Source organism: Pseudomonas veronii, from assembly GCF_001439695.1.
Lineage (GTDB): Bacteria > Pseudomonadota > Gammaproteobacteria > Pseudomonadales > Pseudomonadaceae > Aquipseudomonas > Aquipseudomonas veronii.
The window spans coordinates 16,195-34,150 of record NZ_JYLL01000049.1; the positions used below are offsets into that span (position 1 = coordinate 16,195).

The following is a 17,956-nucleotide window of genomic DNA, read 5'->3' on the forward strand; positions in this document are numbered from 1 at the left end:
GAACAGAGCCATGGCCGATATCGCGGAAAAAGCCCAGCAACAGCAGGAAGGTCAAAAAAACTTCCTGGGCATGCTGTTCTCTACCCCTTTTCATTTCTTGGGGGTGATGTTCGGCTCCTTGCTCGGCGCCATCGTCGTTGAATGGCTTTGCATGTACACGTTCTGGCCGGATGCCGGCTGGAAACATGCTCAGCAGATGTTCCAACATGAACTGGGCTGGCTGTCCCAGGATCTGCTGCACAGCGTTGTCATCAAAGAACCGGGGCGTACGGCAACCTGGCTGGCACAAACGGTCTATGACTGGCTGATGGTGAAAACCGGCATGCAGGACAATATAAATGCACTGACACAGTACGCTCGCTCAACATCACCACAACAAACGGGAACCTTGAACCTTCGCTACGAACTCGGTCGGGCGATGATCAAATTCCAGGACTATGGCTTAGCCGCGTTATACACAGTCCTGACCTTCTGTGTGCGAATGGTCATTCTGACGTTGACGATTCCGCTGTTCGCACTGGCGGCGTTCACTGGCTTGGTCGATGGCCTGGTGCGGCGTGATCTACGAAAATTCGGCTCCGGCCGCGAGTCAAGTTACCTGTATCACAAAGCCCGGGGGACGATCATTCCGCTGACCATCGTGCCCTGGACGGTCTACCTGGCCATCCCCATCAGCATCAGCCCCCTTTTGATTCTGTTGCCCTGCGCCGTGCTGTTGGGTGTGTCCGTTTACATCACCGTTTCAAGCTTCAAAAAATACCTTTAGGAGCTGCCCATGCAGTGGACACAAGAACAGCAGCCCATCATCCATTCCACGGCTGACAAGCTACTGGTTCAGGCTTTTGCCGGTACCGGCAAAACCACCACACTGGTGGGCTACGCCACACAACACGCCTCGGTGAAAATGCTCTACCTCTGCTACAACAAATCCGTCGAGCTCGCTGCCAGGGGCCGCTTTCCACGCAGAAACGTGGTGTGTAAGACGGCGCATGGCCTCGCATATGCAGTCTATGGCAGTCAGTACGCCACCAAGCAGACCAATAACTTACGCCTGACGGACATCGCAAGGGCCATCAACACCCAGGACTGGGAGCTCGTGCGGGATGTCCTCAGCACGCTTAACAACTTCATGGCCAGCGCCGATGACGAGTTGGGCCGTGTGCATTTTCCCAGATTCCAGGGGCAACGAATGCTCACAAGTGCCCAGGAACGTTTCCTGAACAATGCTTTAAACGTGGCTAAAACCATCTGGAACCGGATGATCGATCTGCAGGACACAGCAATGTCGATCACCCATGACGCTTACTTGAAGCTGTATCAGCTAAGCAAGCCCGACCTGAGCGAACGATTTAACGCCATTCTGCTCGACGAAGGTCAAGACGTGAACCCAGTTATTGCCGACATAGTAAAAATACAACGGGTCCGCAAGGTGGCAGTCGGCGATCCCCACCAGCAGATCTATCGCTTCCGCGGCGCAGAAGATGCGCTCAACAGCGACTGGATGGCCGACGCCGAACGTCACTACCTGACCCAAAGCTTTCGCTTCGGCCCTGCCGTCGCGCATGTGGCCAACATCATTCTTTTTTACAAGGGTGAGACACGAAAGCTGCAGGGGTTAGGTTGCAATACCCTGGTTAAACGGGCTCTGCCTGAAGAGCTACCGCATCGCACGTTTATCCATCGTACCGTGACCGGCGTCATCGAGAACGCCCTGCAGCTGGTCGCAAGCAACCCCAAGATTTTCTGGGTCGGCGGTATCGACAGCTACTCGCTACGCGATCTGGAAGATTTATACCTATTCAGCCGCAACCGTAACCATGAGGTGCAGAACCGCAGGCTGTTGAGAGATTACCGGGACTTTTCACAGTACGTGGAAATAGCCGAGGTAAGCCAGGATACGGAGATGTTGCGATCGATCAAGATCATTACAGCCTATCCGGACCTGCCCCAGCGGATCCAAACCCTACGTTCCCGCTCTGTAGATAACGAGCTCGACGCCACCGTGACACTCACGACTGGGCACAAGGCCAAGGGGCTGGAGTGGGACTTTGTCAGCCTGTATGACGACTTTAGCGCTGATCCGCTTTCACCCGATATCGATCAAGGTCGTAAAGATGACGAGTTGAATTTGCTGTACGTGGCGGTGACGCGAGGGATGAAGATCCTAGCGTTGAACTCAATGGTGCTTTCTATCATGCAGCGCTATGTCGATGCTCGGACCTCTGCACTCCAACCTCAGAAATCACGCGCTTAGCAACAAACTATTTCAGATTGCTGGCACGCGCTTATTATTGAAACCCTGGTAGCTCTGCACATTGAGGACGTCGCCATGGGCCGTCAGAAATTTGAATACCACACTGAGTTCTCTCCCTTTCAGTACGTTGTCAGAACCAAAAAGCTCTTCATGTTCAAGTCCGAAGAGCCCACCACTGAACCCGACACCCAGGGTTTTCTGGAAGATTCTGAACGTCAAAACCGCCTTGCTCAATTAGGCAGCGAAGGCTGGGAGCTGGTCAGCGTGCAGCCCGTGGTCAAAGGAGAAGTCAAGGTTGGCAATCAAAACGCCCAAGGCTGGGCTTACGGATTCGCCTTGCCCATCGGGTATCTGCTGTTCTTCAAACGCCCTATCCACTGTGATTGATGGTGTCAGTACCGTCAGAAGAAATCCTTACAGTCCTGAATATGGTTTTCTTGCGGCGACCATAGCTTGATCACGGCAAGCTGACGGCATCAGGAATGACTAGAGCCCAGCCGTGATCCAGTACCCGCGTCTCACTGCACTCACTTGCCGACTTGCCTTGCCAGGCCTCATCGCACTTTTTGGATGCGGCCTGCCTGTCTCTCATGCGACCGCTGCTTCAGCCTCCGAACAGGCCAACCTGGACGTGATGATCCGCCAGTTGAATGCCTTAGAGGACACCGCACGTCGTAGCGCTCAAGTGGCCGACGAACCTGGCAAGCGTTACTTCTTCGATTACCAGCGTCTAGCAGGTGATATCGCTCGAATTCGTCATGGGTTGGAGGGCTATCTAACCCCAACCCGAGCCCAGCCTCGTGATCCTGTTGAGCTGTCAGGCCAATACACGACCGAAGGACGCAAGCCATGAGCATGAGCGGCGCTCAGGCTGCTGCGTTTCAAGCGGCAGGAGGATTTCCTGCCTCGACGAGCTACCTGTTTTTCGTCGGCGTCGCTGTAGCCATCATCTTTATGTGGGGCGCCTGGGCTATCTGGAGCTGCTACCGAGGATGGGCCACTGGCAACCTTGATCGAACGATTGCCTCGACCTCGCTCGTCCGCATCCTACTGCTTTGCATGATCCTCACCACATTTGTTCTTAGTTGACCCTATGGGAGATACACCATGACTTCATTCTTAAAACCGGGCCGCATGCTGATCGGGTTGCTTGCTCTCCCCCAACTGGCCATGGCGGCTCTTCCGCAGTCTCAGCCTCCTACCCGGGGGGAAGGCTCTAACCTGATGCAAACCATGCAGAACTACGCCTTTGACGGTTTTACTTTGCTTGGCCTCATCATCTGCGCAGTCATTTTCAGTGGCGTTGCTTGGCATGCCTTCGGCACCTACCACGAAATTCAACTTGGCAAGAAAAAATGGGGAGATCTGGGGGCGACAGCCGCCGTTGGCGTCGCCATCCTCGGTGTCGCCATTTTTCTGGTCACCAAGGCTTCAAATATTCTTTAAAAGAGCCGTGGCCATGACAGAACTCTCAGACGATGGGACCCTGATTTTCCTCCCTGTGCGATTGAACAATCAGCCAGTCATCATGGGCGGCCTTACCGCTGACGAAATGTGGGCCACCTTGGCGTTGAGCACCGGCGCAGGGCTGGTTATCGGTATTCCGGCCGCGATATTGACCCAGATTTGGGCACTTATCATCGGCGCCGCCATGCTCTGTGCTGTCCTAGGGCTGTTTCTTGCCAGTCGTTTCTTGCGTCGGTGGAAACGCGGCCGACCTGATACATGGCTATACCGCCAGATGCAATTGAACATCGCGCGGTTCTTTCCTACCTGGAATAAAGCCCTGCTGATTACTCGTACAGGTGCGTGGACCTGTCATCGAACGGAGGTTCAATGACTTACCGTAAAAAAGTAGACGCCCAACTGGCCCACATTAACAGCCTGCGCATGGTCATTGGTTTTCTCATTGCCCTGGGTCTGTACATGGCTTATGGCTGGCAGAGCGCACCGCGTGACCTAACTGTTCATGTACCTCCAGATCTACGTTCAGGTAGCACCCGTAAGTGGTGGGATATTCCACCGGAGTCGGTATACGCCTTCGGTCTGTACATTTTTCAGCAGATGAACCGTTGGCCCGTTGACGGTGAAACCGACTACGAGGACAACATTACCCGCTTGGAAAGCTACCTGACTCCCAGCTGCAAAGCCTACTTGCAGAAAGATTTCGAGCTACGCCGCAATAGCGGGGAACTGCGCAAACGTGAGCGGGGTGTATTTGAAATTCCAGGCAGAGGCATCGACGATAAGTCTGAGCAACATATTGAACAGCACAGCATCAATGACTGGACCGTCAACCTGGACATCACCGCTGACGAGCACTACGGCGGGGAGCGCGTAAAGCGGGCATTTGCTCGCTATCCGTTAAGAATTATCCGATTCGACGTCGATCCCGAAAAAAACCCATTCGGCTTGGCCTGGGACTGTTATAGCAGTAATCCACAACGCATCGAAGTCTCCGCAGAAACGACCAGAGCAGGAGGCAAATGATGACACGCCGCCTACTGATCATCGGGCTCGTAGCCCTTCACTTCTGCGGGTTGGCCAACGCCGTCGAAATCCTGCGCTGGGATCGTATCCCTATAGCACTGCCCTTGATCGTGGGTCAGGAGCGTATTGTCTTTGTGGACCAAAACGTACGGGTGGGTCTGCCTCGTAACCTCGTCGACAAACTGCGCGTGCAGAGCACCGGTGGTGCCCTCTACCTGTTGGCGAAAGAGCCGATTGAACCGACTCGCTTACAGCTGCAGAACATGAACTCCGGTGAGATCATGCTCGTGGATATCATCGCAACGGTAGGGAAACCAAATCAGGTCGCATCCGAGCCGGCTAAAATTGTAGCCGGGGACAGTCCCGCCCCGCGTTACGGCCAAGTCAACGCCAAACCTACAAGCAACCATTCAACTTCTTCCACGGCCCAAGCCAGCGCTCAAGCCGAGGAGGATGAGGACGCGCCGAAACCGCGTCGTGAGACCCCTCTTCCGGTGGTCATGACGCGCTATGCCGCACAGATGCTTTACGCGCCCCTACGCACCGTTGAGCCCGTGGAGGGGATTGCTCAGATCAATCTGAAGCGCGGTTTGGACCTCACCACCCTAATGCCGATATTGCCGGTCGAAGCCTCTGCGTTGGGGTCGTGGCGGTTAGACGAGTATTGGGTCACGGCGGTGAAGCTACGTAACACAAGCGCCCAAAACCTCACATTGGATCCGCGTGACCTGATGGGTGACTTTGTCACCGCGACTTTTCAGCATCCCTACCTTGGCGCCAAAGGTGATTCCAGCGACACCTCGACGGTCTACTTGGTGACCCGTGGTCATGGTCTAGCCGAATCGTTATTGCCGGCCGCCATCAGCCAGATCGATCCGAAGGGAGGCCGTCGTGAAGAGTAATCCACTTGTTAAATACCTGGTCATACCGTTCGCGATCCTGGCGATATACGTAGTGGTCAAATTATTCAATCGCGAAAGTGCCGACCAACAGGTTCATGCGCCGGAAACGGTTGTACTTAGTACGAAGGAGGCTAAAAAGCTTGGGGTTGACGGAGATACACCCAGCGACACATTGCGCACCATTGTCGTGGAAAGCAGACAACTCAAGGACCAAGTCTCCAATGCTTTGAAGAACAATGACGAACTAAAGCAACAGAACATCGAGCTGCAAAAACGCCTGCAGAACATCGACCTCAACGTCGATAACAAACTGCAGAACGTTCAGCAAACGATGAAGCAGGAGGCGCAACAACAGAGCCAAACCCTCTTGGACACACTGCAGCAGCAGTACAATACCCTGAGCAGCAAATCGGGCAGTGGCAATGAGTCTGGATCTGATTTGCCGATCGGCTTCGGCGTTCAGCCAGGTGACGGTCAAGGCTTCAAAGGCGGACCTGGCGCGGACGTTGTTTGGATAGAGCCGCAGGACGCAACGCCGGTCGATGTCAACGGCAAGCCCATCGCTGCAGGGACAAATCAAACGGCAAGCGGCTTCAACTTCCCGACCTCTTTTGGCGAGTCCGTGGACCGAGGACAAAATGCACTGCGCACGGGCGCTCAAAGTGTTGCGAATGAAATCTCGCCACAGGAGGCCCGCAAACAGGTGCGCAAGGTCTACACCTTGCCGCAGAACTCGACATTGATGGGTTCGGTGGCCATGTCCGCGCTGATCGGCCGGGTGCCCATTGACGGCACTGTCAACGACCCCTACCCGTTCAAGGTATTGATCGGGCCGGACAATCTCACGGCCAACGGCATCGACTTGCCCGACGTCGCCGGCGCGGTGGCCAGCGGAACGGCTTCCGGCGATTGGACCCTGTCTTGCGTACGCGGTCAGATCAAAAGCCTGACGTTCGTCTTCAATGACGGCACTGTGCGCACGCTGCCACAACCTCAGGAAGAAACGAATAGCAGTCAAAATAGTAACAATCAGAACAATGGCAACCAAACCACCATTCAGGGTGGCCTGGGCTGGATAAGCGATGCCTATGGCATTCCTTGTATCAGTGGCGACCGCAAAAGCAACGCCTCGCAATACATTGGCTCGCAGGTACTGATTACCGCCGCCGGCGCAGGTGCTGCCTCCCTCATCAAGTCAGATGGAAACAGCGGCTCTTTTATAAACCCTCAGTCCGGGACCATCGGTTCTGTCGGCGGCTCGGGCAGTGAAGCCATGGGCAAAATTATTGGCCAGGGCGTCAATGACGTCTCCAGCTGGGTCAACAAACTCTACGGGCAAGCCTTCGCAGCGGTGTATGTACAACCCGGGGCAAAGATAGCTGTGCACCTGGACCAGCAACTGACCATCGATTACGAACTCAATGGCCGCAAGGTCAACTATCGCTCAGGAGCCCGTCATGTTTCGACTGCGCTTGACTAATCATGGCTTAAAACTAGGTGCATACCTGGCCATCGCCCTACTCGCCTCGGCCTGTTCCACCAACAAAGACGAATTGCTCCCCCATGGGGACCGCACAATGATGGACGTTTGGGATCAAGGCTCCAGCGGCTCAAGCAGCTCGAGCAGCCGCCAATTGCTCGATGCACGCCAAGATCTTCGTCGGCCTCTGGAGACGAGGGAAACAGACAACACCATGTTCACACGTACCGCACAAAACGAGATCTACAGCCAATTTAAACGCCTACCCAATCCCGACCTGGTGATGTACGTCTTTCCTCATTTAGCGGGTTCAGACCCGGCACCGATCCCAGGCTACACCACGGTGTTTCCGCTGTATCAGCGGGTGCAATACGCCATGCCTGGCGAACGCACGGAGGCATATTGATGGGTTTTTTTGAACGATTCAAAACGCGACGGGCGACAGAGCGTGTGGAACCTGGCGTAACACCAGGTTCGCCGTTATCTGACGATGTGCAGGGACCAGCAACCGAGACGTTTGAGGCTGCTACAGAGCGTTACTACGAACGCCTTGCTGCCATGGGTATTCCCTCGCCGAGCGATTGGCGTAACCCAAAGAAAAAGCCAGCCACAACCGCTGATGCTGACCGTCTATACCACGTCAACCCCTCCTTCGTAGACCTACTGCCGTGGGTAGATTACCTGCCTGCAGAAAAAGCCATGCTATTGGAAGACGGCGTGTCTCGTGCTGCCTTTTTTGAGCTGACACCGATTGGTACTGAAGGTCGGGATCCCGAATGGTTACGCAAGGCCCGCGACGCCCTGGAAAACGCCCTCCAGGACTCCTTCGACGAGCTTGAAACCTCACCCTGGGTGGTTCAGCTCTATGCCCAGGACGAAACCAGCTGGGACGATTACCTTCAGCAACTGCATGACTACGTTCAACCACGCGCACAAGGCAGTGCATTCACCGAGCTTTATTTGAAGCTGATGAAGCAACACCTGGAATCCATCTCCAAACCAGGCGGGCTGTTTGAAGACACCAAGGTCAGCCAACTGCCCTGGAGGGGCCAACAGCGCCGCGTCCGTGTTGTTGTCTACCGCCGTACCCAAGGCGCGCAAGCGGATGTGCGAGGCCAGGCACCAGGTCCTTACCTGAAAATCATCTGCGATCGCTTGGTGGGCGGCTTGGCGAACGCCGGCATTAAAACCCATCGCATGGATGGCCACGCCATTCGCCATTGGCTGATTCATTGGTTCAATCCACGTCCCGATCATCTTGGCCCTGCCGATGCAGATATTCGCCGCTTCTACGAATTGGTGTGCAAGCAAGCACCTGGTGCTGCAGAGGGCGAGCTGCCGCTCGCCAGCGGCACTGACTTCTCGCAAAACCTGTTTTATCGCGAACCACTGTCAGATATAGAGAAAGGTCTGTGGTATTTCGACGGCCTTCCCCATCAGGTGGTGATGCTTGACCGCTTGAGGGATGCTCCCAAGACCGGGCACTTAACCGGTGAAACCCGAAAGGGCGGTGATGCGCTCAACGCACTGTTCGACAAAATGCCAGAGGACACCATTCTCTGTATCACTCTCGTGATCACCCCGCAGGACATTCTCGAAGGGCATCTGGAACAGCTTTCACGCAAGGCAGTTGGAGACACTCAGGCCTCGATCCTGACACGCGAAGACGTCGCCACCGCCCGTCAGTTGCTCGGGCGCAAGCACAAGCTGTACAGAGGTAGCGTAGCGTTTTACCTGCGGGGTAAAGATGATGCCCAGCTGCACGAACGCAGTTTGCAACTCAGCAGCGCATTGCTGGGTGCGGGCATGGAGCCGGTGGAACCTCGGGATGAAGTGGCACCGCTGAACTCCTACCTTAGATGGCTACCCGGCAACTTCGACCCCAATGCGCGCAAAGCACTGGAGTGGTACGCACAACTGATGTTCGCCCAACACATTGCGAACCTGGCCCCCGTCTGGGGTAGGTCGACCGGAACCGGGCACCCGGGTATTACCCTGTTTAACCGTGGGGGAGCGCCGATAACCTTCGACCCGCTGAACAAGCTGGACCGGCAGATGAACGCGCATTTGTTCATTTTCGGGCCTACGGGTTCAGGTAAATCGGCCAGCGCGACAAACATCCTTAGCCAAATCATCGCCATCTATCGGCCACGTCTATTCATTGTGGAGGCTGGCAACAGCTTCGGCTTACTCGGTGATTTCGCCAAAAAGTTGGGTTTGACGGTAAACCGGGTTCGACTTGCACCTGGATCGGGTGTCAGCCTCGCGCCATTCGCTGATGCCGTGAAGCTCATCGAACCCAGCCAAAACGTGAAGATTATCCAAGCTGATGATCTTGAGGCGTCGGACGAACATCTGACTAGCCAGACCGAGGATGAACAACGCGACATCCTGGGCGAGATGGAAATTGCGGCCAGGCTGATGATCACCGGTGGTGAAGAAAAAGAGGATGCCCGTCTTACTCGTGCCGACCGTAGCGCCATCCGCCAATGCATACTGAATGCAGCGAAAAAATGCGTGACGGAGCAACGTATCGTTCTGCCGGAAGATATCCGTGAAGCGCTGCGAGAAATGGGACTCGAGCCCGGTATTCCAGACGCCCGAAGCTCACGATTCTTGGAGATGGCGGAAGCCTTGTCCATGTTCTGTATGGGCACCGAAGGCGACATGTTCAACCGTCCTGGCACCCCATGGCCAGAAGCGGACATTACCATTGTCGACCTTGCCACCTATGCGCGAGAAGGCTATAGCGCACAGATGGCCATCGCTTATATTTCCCTGCTCAACACGGTCAACAACATTGCCGAGCGTGACCAGTTTAAAGGCCGTCCGCTGATCTGCTTCACCGACGAAGGCCACATCCAGTTGAAGGTCCCACTCCTATCCCCCTACTCCGTCAAGATTACCAAAATGTGGCGAAAGCTCGGCGCCTGGTTCTGGATGGCCACCCAGAACGTTGACGACGTGCCGCCAGAGGCCTCAGCCCTGCTCAACATGATCGAGTGGTGGATGTGCTTAAACATGCCGCCTGATGAGGTGGAGAAGATCGCGCGGTTTCGTGAACTGACTCCTGCACAGAAGTCGATGATGCTGTCAGCGCGTAAAGAAAGCGGCAAATTCACCGAGGGCGTCGTGTTGTCCAAAAGCATGGAAATGTTATTCCGGGCGGTACCACCGAGTTTGTATCTGGCCCTGGCCATGACCGAGCCGGAAGAGAAAAAGCAACGCTTCGACATCATGCAAGCCAAAGGCTGCAGCGAGCTGGATGCGGCCATTGAAGTTGCTGCAACGCTTGACCGCTATCGCGGTATCGAACCTCACATCATTACTTTCCCCGAGCAAGTCACGGCCTTGGAGCGCCAAGCATGAGAGCATTGAATTCCCTGACCCAGAACCTTATAGAAAGTCTGACCCAGCTGCTTGAACAACCGGGTGAAGACGCCCTTCAAACCCTTGAGGTGTGTGCCCCCGTTTTGATAGAGCAACTGCAACAGGTTTTGGTTCGTGCGGTGGATCGTCGTGACATCGAGTCCCAACTTCACGCGGTGTTAGCCAATTGGCTGCTACAGCACCCACAACCCGAGAATGCTGAGAACGCTCTTCTTGAGGCCCTTCGTAAACAAGCGCTGCTTTCATCGAAGCCAGCAGAGGCTCGGGCATGATAGGCCTTCGCAAATATTGGTTGATGCTGGGGTGCGTTTTGGCAGGCACATCGATGGCCTGCTTAGCCCTCACTCGAAGTGAGATACCATCCCCGCACAACACAGGCCCGTGGTTGTTTGGTCCTTCCAAAGCACGCTGGACTGTGACTGAGTTCGCGGATCTGGAGTGCCCCTACTGCAAGACGTACACACCTGCGTTGAAAACCTGGATACAGCAGCAGAAGGATGTAAACCTGCAGTGGCATCATCTGCCACTGGATGTGCACGGTCCGACCGCATTACACGAAGCCAAGCTCGCTGAATGTGCGGGGGCGCTTGGTGGCGCACCTGCCTTCTGGCAAGCCATTGACCAGATTTTTGACCGGACCCGTAGCAACGGTGAGGGTTTCAATGGGCATCTGAACGTCGTTGATGTTACTTACCAGGACTTATTGTCCTGTGCAGCTACCGACAAAGTGATCGCCCGGCATGTTGGCCAACAGGTCGAGGAGGCCCTCAAAGCGGGCATTACGGCAACTCCTACTGTGATAATTAAAGACAACACGACTGGCAGCTCCGTAAAGCTTGAGGGACCAGCTGACGGGGTATTGTTATTATCAGCTCGTGATTGGCTGGCTCAAAAAAAGAGCTGCGACGCTCTGCAAAAGTCGAACGTTAAATCACTTAGCCATTGTCATTAAATGAGCTTGCATTCCATTCATACATTTTCATGCCCGGCATGTCCTACGCGTGGGCCGAAAGAGACAGCGCAAATACGGTGTTTGCAACTGCAATCAGGGTCAGTTTCATACGACTTTTTCTTGAGGATTGATGGGCTCAACTGAGAGGTGCCGGCGACGCATCAGTCGATAGGCTGCCGGAATGACAAACAGCGACAGCAAGGGCGCGGTAATCATGCCTCCAACCATGGGTGCCGCAATTCGGCTCATCACCTCGCTGCCGGTCCCGCTGCCCAGCAAAATGGGTAACAAGCCAGCAATGATGACAGCCACAGTCATGGCTTTGGGCCGAACGCGCTGGACAGCGCCTTCACGAATCGCGGCCATCAGCCCGTGCTCGGTCCTATCGCCGAGGTCTTCACGCTCAGCCCAGGCGTTCTTCAGATAAAGCAGCATAATTACGCCAAATTCGGCAGAAACACCGGCCAAAGCGATAAAGCCGACACCAGTGGCGACCGACAGGTTGAATCCCAATAGATAGAGAAACCATACCCCACCAGTCAGTGCGAATGGCAGAGTGGCCATGATCAGCAAGGCCTCATCGAAGCGAGCAAAGGTTAAATAAAGCAGCACGAAGATGATCAACAGCGTGGCAGGCACCACCAGCTTGAGTCGTGCGTTGGCCCTTTCGAGAAATTCGAACTGTCCTGCGTAGCTCAGGCTCATACCAGGCTGCAACTTAACCTGCTCGCTGACGACCCGTCGTAGATCGGCGACTACCGAAGCAATATCCCGTCCCCGCACGTCGATATACACCCAGCCTGAAGGTCGGGCGTTCTCACTCTTAAGCATCGGCGGACCATCGCTGACCTTGATCTTCGCAACGGTGCCAAGAGTGATCTGGCTGCCTAGAGGGGTATAGATAGGTAACTGCTCCAGAGCGCCGAGTGAATCCCGCCACTCACGAGGGTAACGTACGTTAATTGGGAAACGAGCCAACCCTTCAATCGTCTCCCCGACGTTTTCACCGCCGATTGCGCCGGCCACGATCGATTGCACATCGGCAATATTTAACCCATAGCGGGCCGCAGCTTTACGATCGATATCCACATCAATATAGCGGCCACCGGTCAGTCGTTCGGCCAACGCTGAACTCACACCTGAGACATCCTTGGCAACACGTTCGATGGCTTGGGTGACGGCATCGATCTCCGTCAGGTTGGTACCGGCAACCTTCACACCAATAGGGCTTTTTATGCCAGTGGCCAGCATGTCGATGCGGTTACGAATCGGCGGTATCCAGATGTTGGTCAATCCTGGGACACGCACCGCTTGGTCTAGCTCCTCAACGAGCTTTTCCTGGGTCATGCCTGGGCGCCACTGTTCGTGTGGTTTGAATTGGATGGTGGTTTCGAACATTTCCAAAGGTGCTGGGTCAGTCGCGGTTTCAGCGCGGCCGGCTTTGCCGAAAACGTGTTCGACCTCTGGAACTGTCTTTATCAGACGGTCAGTCTGTTGAAGCAGTTGCGCGGCCTTCTGCGCCGATAATCCAGGCAGAGCTGATGGCATATAGAGCAGGTCCCCTTCGTCCAGCGGGGGAAGAAACTCACCACCCAGACGAGAGATCGGCCACAACGCGCTGACAAAGACTAGCAACGCAACCAGCAGCGTTATTTTAGGTCGATGTAATACGGCGTCCAGAGCGGGTTCGTAGATCCGGATCAACCAGCGATTTAGCGGATTCTGCTGCTCATTGGGAATTCGTCCACGAATCCAATACCCCATCAACACCGGTACGAGAGTTACCGACAGTCCAGCCGCTGCGGCCATAGCGTAGGTTTTGGTGAACGCCAATGGACCGAATAGACGTCCTTCCTGAGCCTCCAGCGTGAACACCGGAATGAACGACAGGGTGATGATCAGCAGACAGAAGAACAATGCAGGTCCTACCTCGGCAGCCGCTTCAGTCATCACGTGCCAATGACGTTCACCTTTCAGTTCCTCCCCAGGATTGGCCACGTGCCAAGCCTCGACCTTCTTGTGGGCATTTTCAATCATCACCACGGCAGCGTCGACCATAGCGCCGATGGCGATGGCAATCCCGCCAAGGGACATGATGTTGGCGTTGATACCCTGATAGCGCATCACGATGAAGGCGATCAGCACCCCAACCGGCAGGGAAATGATTGCCACCAGAGATGAACGCAGGTGCCAGAGAAAGATTCCGCAGACCAACGCGACGACGATGAACTCTTCGATCAGCTTGTGGCTGAGGTTTTCCACGGCACGATCAATCAACTTGCTGCGGTCGTAGGTGGTGACGATTTCAACCCCCGCCGGCAGACTGCTTTTCAGCTCGTCGAGTTTGGTTTTGACCGCCGCAATGGTTTCACGAGCATTCTTCCCGCTGCGCAGAATCACCACGCCGCCGACGGTCTCACCTTCACCGTCGAGTTCGGTAATGCCTCGACGCATCTCAGGCCCTAACTGAATCGTGGCAACATCGCCCAACGTGACCGGCACACTGCCCGCGCCCAGTTTGAGCGGGATGGCGCGAAAGTCATTGAGCGTCTTTAGGTAGCCGGAAGCTCGTACGATGAACTCTGTCTCCGCCATTTCCAGCACGGCTCCACCGGTTTCCTGATTGGCTTTGCCGATCGCCTCGGTCACCTCAGACTGCGTGATACCCAAGTTCGCCAACTTTAGCGGATCGAGCTGGACCTGATACTGTTTGACCATGCCACCTACGGTGGCAACTTCCGCAACGTTCGGCAGCGTCTTGAGCTCGAATTTGAGAAACCAGTCCTGTAGGGCTCGCAGTTGCGCCAGATCGTGCCCACCGCTGCGATCAACCAACGCGTACTGGAAAATCCAGCCAACGCCAGTGGCATCAGGTCCTAAGGCTGGCTTAGCACTGGCTGGTAGGCGGCTTTGTATCTGGCTCAGGTATTCCAACACCCGCGAGCGGGCCCAGTACAAGTCAGTTCCGTCTTCGAACAGCACATAAACGAAGCTGTCGCCAAAGAAGGAGTAACCGCGCACAGTCTTGGCCCCAGGTACCGAGAGCATGGTGGTTGCCAGTGGATAGGTCACCTGGTTTTCGACGATCTGTGGGGCTTGGCCTGGGTAAGGTGTACGGATAATTACCTGAACATCCGACAGGTCTGGCAATGCATCGATGGGCGTACTTTGAACCGCCCAGATCCCCCATGCCGTGACGAACAGCGTCGCCAGCAACACAAGAAAGCGGTTGGCCACCGACCAGCGAATAAGGGCCGCAATCATGGCTGGCCCCCAGAGCGTTCCAGACGTTCAACACGCAGACCATCGTCCGTCTGGCTAACAGCGATCCGAACCTTGTCGCCCGTTTTTAGGCCCTTCATCAGAGCAGGAGTGGCGAGAGGGAAAGTCATCGTCATGCCTGGCATACCCAATGTCTTGAAGGGACCGTGGGCGAGCGTGACTTCTTTGTCGTTGATCTCAACGATCTGACCATCGGCCTCATGCAAAGCGCCAACGGGCATAGTAGATGGCGAAACGTCCAATGAGCTTGCGACAACGCCCTTGAGACTGGCCTCCGAGTCGAGCAGGAACTGGCCAGAGGTCACCACTTTCTGCCCCTCTTCCAAGCCTTTCAATATCGCCGTCTTGCCATCGTTATCCTGGCCTAGCTGCACCTCCACCGGGCGATATCGACCAGCGTCTTCAGAGAGCATGACCAACGCACGTCGACCGGTACGAATGACGGCCTCGCTCGGCACCCACAGAACACTTTGCTCCGTTGAACGATTGAGGCTTACCTGTGCGGTCAAACCTGGTCTGAGTCGGCCATCTGGATTGGGTAACTCAACTCGAACGCGAAGTGTGCGACTGTCCGAACTGGTTTCCGGAAGAATCGCACTGACGACGCCCTTGAGCACAACTCCAGGGAATGCGGATAAACGCGCTTCAGCTGCTTGCCCTACTACGATTGACCCAGCTTCCGCCTCTGGTACAGCCACGGCCAGCCAGACACTGCTCAAACCATTAACACGAGCCAACGTCTCGCCTGCGGCCACCGTCATACCTTCACGCACACTCAGCTCTTGAAGCACACCACCAATAGGGCTGGTCAGCGTCAGGTTCGATTGAACTTTGCCAGTGCGCTCAACTTGAGCAATTAACGTAAGTGGCATTCCGGTTAGCCGCAGTCGCTGCCGGGCCGCTGTCAGCAAGCCAGCATCGCCACTACGCTTGAGGGCGAGAAATTCCTCCTGAGCAGCTGCCCACTCCGGCACCAAGATATCTGCCAAGGCGGCATTCGCTTTCAGCACATCACCAGGTGCGTGGGCATACACACGCTCGACAAAACCCGCTGTACGGGCCTGAATGACTGCAACGTCCCGTTCGTTGAAGGCCAGCACACCTACCACGTTCAGTGTCGAGGCAAATACGCCTCGACTGACACTAGCCAGTCGCACACCAAGGTTCTGAGTCAGGCTTGGATCAATTCGAATGGCAGCGCTGTCCCCCTTGGTATCTGCGTATTGAGGGATCATCTGCATGTCCATGAAGGGTGACTTACCCGGTTTATCGAATTTCTGTTGTGGGTACATGGGATCATACCAATACAGAACTTTTCGATCGGCAGAGGCTTTGGGTTCATGATCCGGTACGACACCAGCTACTCCGCTCATTCGCGGTTGGGCTAACCAGTAACCCCCGGCAACACCCAAGGCAATCGAGATGCCGATGATTAAAGTCCCTTTCCATAATTTAAAAATCATTGAGCGGACTCCCCGTAAGAGAAATACAGGCGAGCGCTGGTCAGGGCACGTTGCTCTTCAACGTCAACCTGCTTGAGACGGGCTTCGATGAGTTCGCGTCGGGCGGCAACAACCGAGTTCAAATCACCCTTGCCGGAGCGGTAGCTGGCCATCGTGAGTTCGACCTTTTCTTTAGCCAACGGCAACAAGCTTTCCTGATTACGGCTGACTGCACGATTGAGGCGCTCGTAGTCAGCCAACTCATCCTCCAGTTGCTGGGTATGCTCGCGTGACAGGGCTTCGCGCTCAGCCTCAAGCTGGTTTAGTTCGGCGTGCTTGGCCGCAATCTTGGGGTTTTGCCGAGAGTTAGGGAACAGCGGGAGATCCCATGAAAACTGCACGCTGACCATGTCACCGAATTGTTGGCCTCGGTGCTGATAATCGAATTCCCAGCTCCAGTCAGACTGCTTTTCCGCCTCAGCTTCACGGATCTTGGCTTGTGCTTCACGGGTCATCGGCACAAAAGCCGCTAATTCGGGGTGATGTTGCAGCTTATGGGAGTAACCTGAGGTCTCAATAGGCCAATCAGGCAAACCGCCTACCGGTTTGTCATCGGCGGCAGGGCCAATCCAGCGCTTGAGGGCGGCCCGGGCCTGTGCACGTTGACGAACTAAATCATCCTGCTGCTCAGCCAGTTGAGCAGCTTCCTGTTTAGGTGTCACCGCATCGGCGGGTTGGGCTCGGCCACCCGCAATCTGAGCTCTGACGGTATCGGTCAGAAGACGGTTTTCTTTGTAGAAGTCCTGGAACAACGCATCTTTACGCTCAACCGAGTAGCTTCTGATCCAGGCTAATGCCGTGGACTGTCGGACGTTCAGACGCGCCACTCGACGCTCGGCTGACGCTCGATCAACAGCCGCATCCGCGACCTCGATACGTGCTTTGCGCTTGTCGCTGTTGGGCATCTCCTGCCTAATCCCGACCACTTGCATGGTCATGAAGTCCTGGTCGATGCTCCATCTGTCGGGTCCACCAATGGGGTAGTTCTGCACGCCCAGCAGTAGCTTGGGATCGGGTAGTTCGCCGGCGGGAATGGCCGCGCTAGTGGCTGCTTGAATTTTGGCGTCTTGTGCGGTCAACGATGGTGCATTGTTTTCGGCCAGACGCAGCGCTTCATCGAATGTCAATGCGCTAGCGAAGCTCGGCAATGCAAGTACGCTTGCCGCCAGGCCGGCCAGGAAGGACCAACCTGTGCAACAGCACTTGGAGTTCATGTTCACGATTCCTGTGATGATCCACCGCGCGCTTCATAAGACATGCGCGCAGATATGCCATCCCGCTAACGCGGAATGAGGCTCAGTGTGGTACAGGAATCAAGTACGTGGGGGTCGCCATACCCCTGAAGAGGTTTGTACGAGCGGGAAATGGCTGGAGAATGATAGAATGAGAGGACTGGACAGGGTGATAGGAGGCTTGATGATCGATACTTGCAACATGCCGCCAGTTTTGCATTCCTGACCGGGCTTACAAGGTTTGCCATGCTCGGTGGGACTTTTCATGTCGTGGCAGCAGTCTTGCCCCATACCATCCATCATCGCCATGCCCATGGTTTTCATCGGGCATGGTTCAATCGATGTCTGAACACCCGCCATCCCGCTGAGGGGAAGCGCCAAGCTAATCAGGAAAATTAGGCAAAACCGCAGGTAGCGTTTCATGAGCTGGAGTGTAGACGGTGCAAATGGCCCTTACAATTCACCCTTGAGA

At 55.4% G+C, this 17,956-nt stretch carries 18 protein-coding genes; 14 read left to right on the plus strand and 4 right to left on the minus strand.

The features are described 5' to 3' along the window. The first annotated feature begins 10 nt into the window (after nt 1–10). From TU80_RS30130 to TU80_RS30190, 14 genes are all read left to right on the plus strand, one after another. Nucleotides 11–766, plus strand: a complete 756-nt coding sequence (locus TU80_RS30130; RefSeq protein WP_008437388.1) for a TIGR03747 family integrating conjugative element membrane protein — start codon at nt 11–13, stop codon at nt 764–766. A 9-nt stretch (nt 767–775) separates the two neighbouring features. Beyond that, complete coding sequence (locus TU80_RS30135) at nt 776–2,254, plus strand: UvrD-helicase domain-containing protein (protein ID WP_008437391.1); 1,479 nt, start codon at nt 776–778, stop codon at nt 2,252–2,254. A gap of 75 nt (nt 2,255–2,329) precedes the next feature. Beyond that, a complete protein-coding gene (locus TU80_RS30140) occupies nt 2,330–2,641 on the plus strand; it encodes a hypothetical protein (protein ID WP_008437393.1) in 312 nt (103 codons plus the stop codon). A gap of 157 nt (nt 2,642–2,798) precedes the next feature. Beyond that, nucleotides 2,799–3,107 (plus strand): integrative conjugative element protein, RAQPRD family, encoded by a 309-nt coding sequence (locus TU80_RS32375; protein WP_178110642.1) that lies wholly within the window; start codon nt 2,799–2,801, stop codon nt 3,105–3,107. After that, nucleotides 3,104–3,343, plus strand: a complete 240-nt coding sequence (locus TU80_RS30145; RefSeq protein WP_008437400.1) for a TIGR03758 family integrating conjugative element protein — start codon at nt 3,104–3,106, stop codon at nt 3,341–3,343. Before TU80_RS32375 ends, TU80_RS30145 begins: the two co-directional genes overlap by 4 nt. Nucleotides 3,344–3,361: 18 nt before the next feature. After that, nucleotides 3,362–3,700: a TIGR03745 family integrating conjugative element membrane protein gene (locus TU80_RS30150; RefSeq protein ID WP_008437401.1), complete on the plus strand. Its 339-nt coding sequence runs from the start codon at nt 3,362–3,364 to the stop codon at nt 3,698–3,700. 13 nt (nt 3,701–3,713) lie between these two features. Further along, on the plus strand, nt 3,714–4,094 hold the full coding sequence (locus tag TU80_RS30155) for a TIGR03750 family conjugal transfer protein (protein ID WP_008437403.1): 381 nt from the start codon (nt 3,714–3,716) through the stop codon (nt 4,092–4,094). Beyond that, complete coding sequence (locus tag TU80_RS30160) at nt 4,091–4,744, plus strand: PFL_4703 family integrating conjugative element protein (protein ID WP_020302977.1); 654 nt, start codon at nt 4,091–4,093, stop codon at nt 4,742–4,744. Before TU80_RS30155 ends, TU80_RS30160 begins: the two co-directional genes overlap by 4 nt. Next, nucleotides 4,744–5,646, plus strand: a complete 903-nt coding sequence (locus tag TU80_RS30165) for a TIGR03749 family integrating conjugative element protein (protein WP_008437410.1) — start codon at nt 4,744–4,746, stop codon at nt 5,644–5,646. The genes TU80_RS30160 and TU80_RS30165 overlap by 1 nt, the downstream gene beginning before the upstream one ends. Continuing rightward, the gene (locus TU80_RS30170) at nt 5,636–7,126 is read left to right on the plus strand and encodes a TIGR03752 family integrating conjugative element protein (protein WP_024073352.1); all 1,491 of its coding nucleotides are present in this window, start codon (nt 5,636–5,638) and stop codon (nt 7,124–7,126) included. Before TU80_RS30165 ends, TU80_RS30170 begins: the two co-directional genes overlap by 11 nt. Then, nucleotides 7,104–7,532 (plus strand): TIGR03751 family conjugal transfer lipoprotein, encoded by a 429-nt coding sequence (locus TU80_RS30175; RefSeq protein ID WP_008437412.1) that lies wholly within the window; start codon nt 7,104–7,106, stop codon nt 7,530–7,532. The genes TU80_RS30170 and TU80_RS30175 overlap by 23 nt, the downstream gene beginning before the upstream one ends. After that, nucleotides 7,532–10,495: a conjugative transfer ATPase gene (locus TU80_RS30180; RefSeq protein WP_024073351.1), complete on the plus strand. Its 2,964-nt coding sequence runs from the start codon at nt 7,532–7,534 to the stop codon at nt 10,493–10,495. The genes TU80_RS30175 and TU80_RS30180 overlap by 1 nt, the downstream gene beginning before the upstream one ends. Continuing rightward, complete coding sequence (locus tag TU80_RS30185; protein ID WP_008437414.1) at nt 10,492–10,788, plus strand: hypothetical protein; 297 nt, start codon at nt 10,492–10,494, stop codon at nt 10,786–10,788. Before TU80_RS30180 ends, TU80_RS30185 begins: the two co-directional genes overlap by 4 nt. Continuing rightward, complete coding sequence (locus TU80_RS30190) at nt 10,785–11,468, plus strand: DsbA family protein (protein WP_008437415.1); 684 nt, start codon at nt 10,785–10,787, stop codon at nt 11,466–11,468. The genes TU80_RS30185 and TU80_RS30190 overlap by 4 nt, the downstream gene beginning before the upstream one ends. Before the next feature lie 105 nt (nt 11,469–11,573). Here TU80_RS30190 and TU80_RS30195 read toward each other — a convergent pair whose 3' ends face one another. From TU80_RS30195 to TU80_RS33615, 4 genes are all read right to left on the minus strand, one after another. Next, nucleotides 11,574–14,732: an efflux RND transporter permease subunit gene (locus tag TU80_RS30195; protein ID WP_008437418.1), complete on the minus strand. Its 3,159-nt coding sequence runs from the start codon at nt 14,730–14,732 to the stop codon at nt 11,574–11,576. Next, entirely contained in the window at nt 14,729–16,213 is a 1,485-nt protein-coding gene (locus tag TU80_RS30200; RefSeq protein ID WP_008437420.1) for an efflux RND transporter periplasmic adaptor subunit, read from the minus strand. Before TU80_RS30200 ends, TU80_RS30195 begins: the two co-directional genes overlap by 4 nt. Next, nucleotides 16,210–17,466: a TolC family protein gene (locus TU80_RS30205; protein ID WP_008437421.1), complete on the minus strand. Its 1,257-nt coding sequence runs from the start codon at nt 17,464–17,466 to the stop codon at nt 16,210–16,212. The genes TU80_RS30200 and TU80_RS30205 overlap by 4 nt, the downstream gene beginning before the upstream one ends. A 99-nt stretch (nt 17,467–17,565) precedes the next feature. Continuing rightward, nucleotides 17,566–17,907 (minus strand): hypothetical protein, encoded by a 342-nt coding sequence (locus TU80_RS33615; protein ID WP_073844967.1) that lies wholly within the window; start codon nt 17,905–17,907, stop codon nt 17,566–17,568. Between the last annotated feature and the right edge of the window lie 49 nt (nt 17,908–17,956).

What these genes read in the sequence shown, in the direction of transcription:
- TU80_RS30130 (WP_008437388.1), top strand. Translation starts at nt 11, where the DNA reads ATGGCCGATATCGCGGAAAAAGCCCAGCAACAGCAGGAAGGTCAAAAA.
- TU80_RS30135 (WP_008437391.1), top strand. Translation starts at nt 776, where the DNA reads ATGCAGTGGACACAAGAACAGCAGCCCATCATCCATTCCACGGCTGAC.
- TU80_RS30140 (WP_008437393.1), top strand. Translation starts at nt 2,330, where the DNA reads ATGGGCCGTCAGAAATTTGAATACCACACTGAGTTCTCTCCCTTTCAG.
- TU80_RS30145 (WP_008437400.1), top strand. Translation starts at nt 3,104, where the DNA reads ATGAGCATGAGCGGCGCTCAGGCTGCTGCGTTTCAAGCGGCAGGAGGA.
- TU80_RS30150 (WP_008437401.1), top strand. Translation starts at nt 3,362, where the DNA reads ATGACTTCATTCTTAAAACCGGGCCGCATGCTGATCGGGTTGCTTGCT.
- TU80_RS30155 (WP_008437403.1), top strand. Translation starts at nt 3,714, where the DNA reads ATGACAGAACTCTCAGACGATGGGACCCTGATTTTCCTCCCTGTGCGA.
- TU80_RS30160 (WP_020302977.1), top strand. Translation starts at nt 4,091, where the DNA reads ATGACTTACCGTAAAAAAGTAGACGCCCAACTGGCCCACATTAACAGC.
- TU80_RS30165 (WP_008437410.1), top strand. Translation starts at nt 4,744, where the DNA reads ATGACACGCCGCCTACTGATCATCGGGCTCGTAGCCCTTCACTTCTGC.
- TU80_RS30175 (WP_008437412.1), top strand. Translation starts at nt 7,104, where the DNA reads ATGTTTCGACTGCGCTTGACTAATCATGGCTTAAAACTAGGTGCATAC.
- TU80_RS30180 (WP_024073351.1), top strand. Translation starts at nt 7,532, where the DNA reads ATGGGTTTTTTTGAACGATTCAAAACGCGACGGGCGACAGAGCGTGTG.
- TU80_RS30185 (WP_008437414.1), top strand. Translation starts at nt 10,492, where the DNA reads ATGAGAGCATTGAATTCCCTGACCCAGAACCTTATAGAAAGTCTGACC.
- TU80_RS30190 (WP_008437415.1), top strand. Translation starts at nt 10,785, where the DNA reads ATGATAGGCCTTCGCAAATATTGGTTGATGCTGGGGTGCGTTTTGGCA.
- TU80_RS30195 (WP_008437418.1), bottom strand. Translation starts at nt 14,732, where the DNA reads ATGATTGCGGCCCTTATTCGCTGGTCGGTGGCCAACCGCTTTCTTGTG.
- TU80_RS30200 (WP_008437420.1), bottom strand. Translation starts at nt 16,213, where the DNA reads ATGATTTTTAAATTATGGAAAGGGACTTTAATCATCGGCATCTCGATT.
- TU80_RS30205 (WP_008437421.1), bottom strand. Translation starts at nt 17,466, where the DNA reads ATGAACTCCAAGTGCTGTTGCACAGGTTGGTCCTTCCTGGCCGGCCTG.
- TU80_RS33615 (WP_073844967.1), bottom strand. Translation starts at nt 17,907, where the DNA reads ATGAAACGCTACCTGCGGTTTTGCCTAATTTTCCTGATTAGCTTGGCG.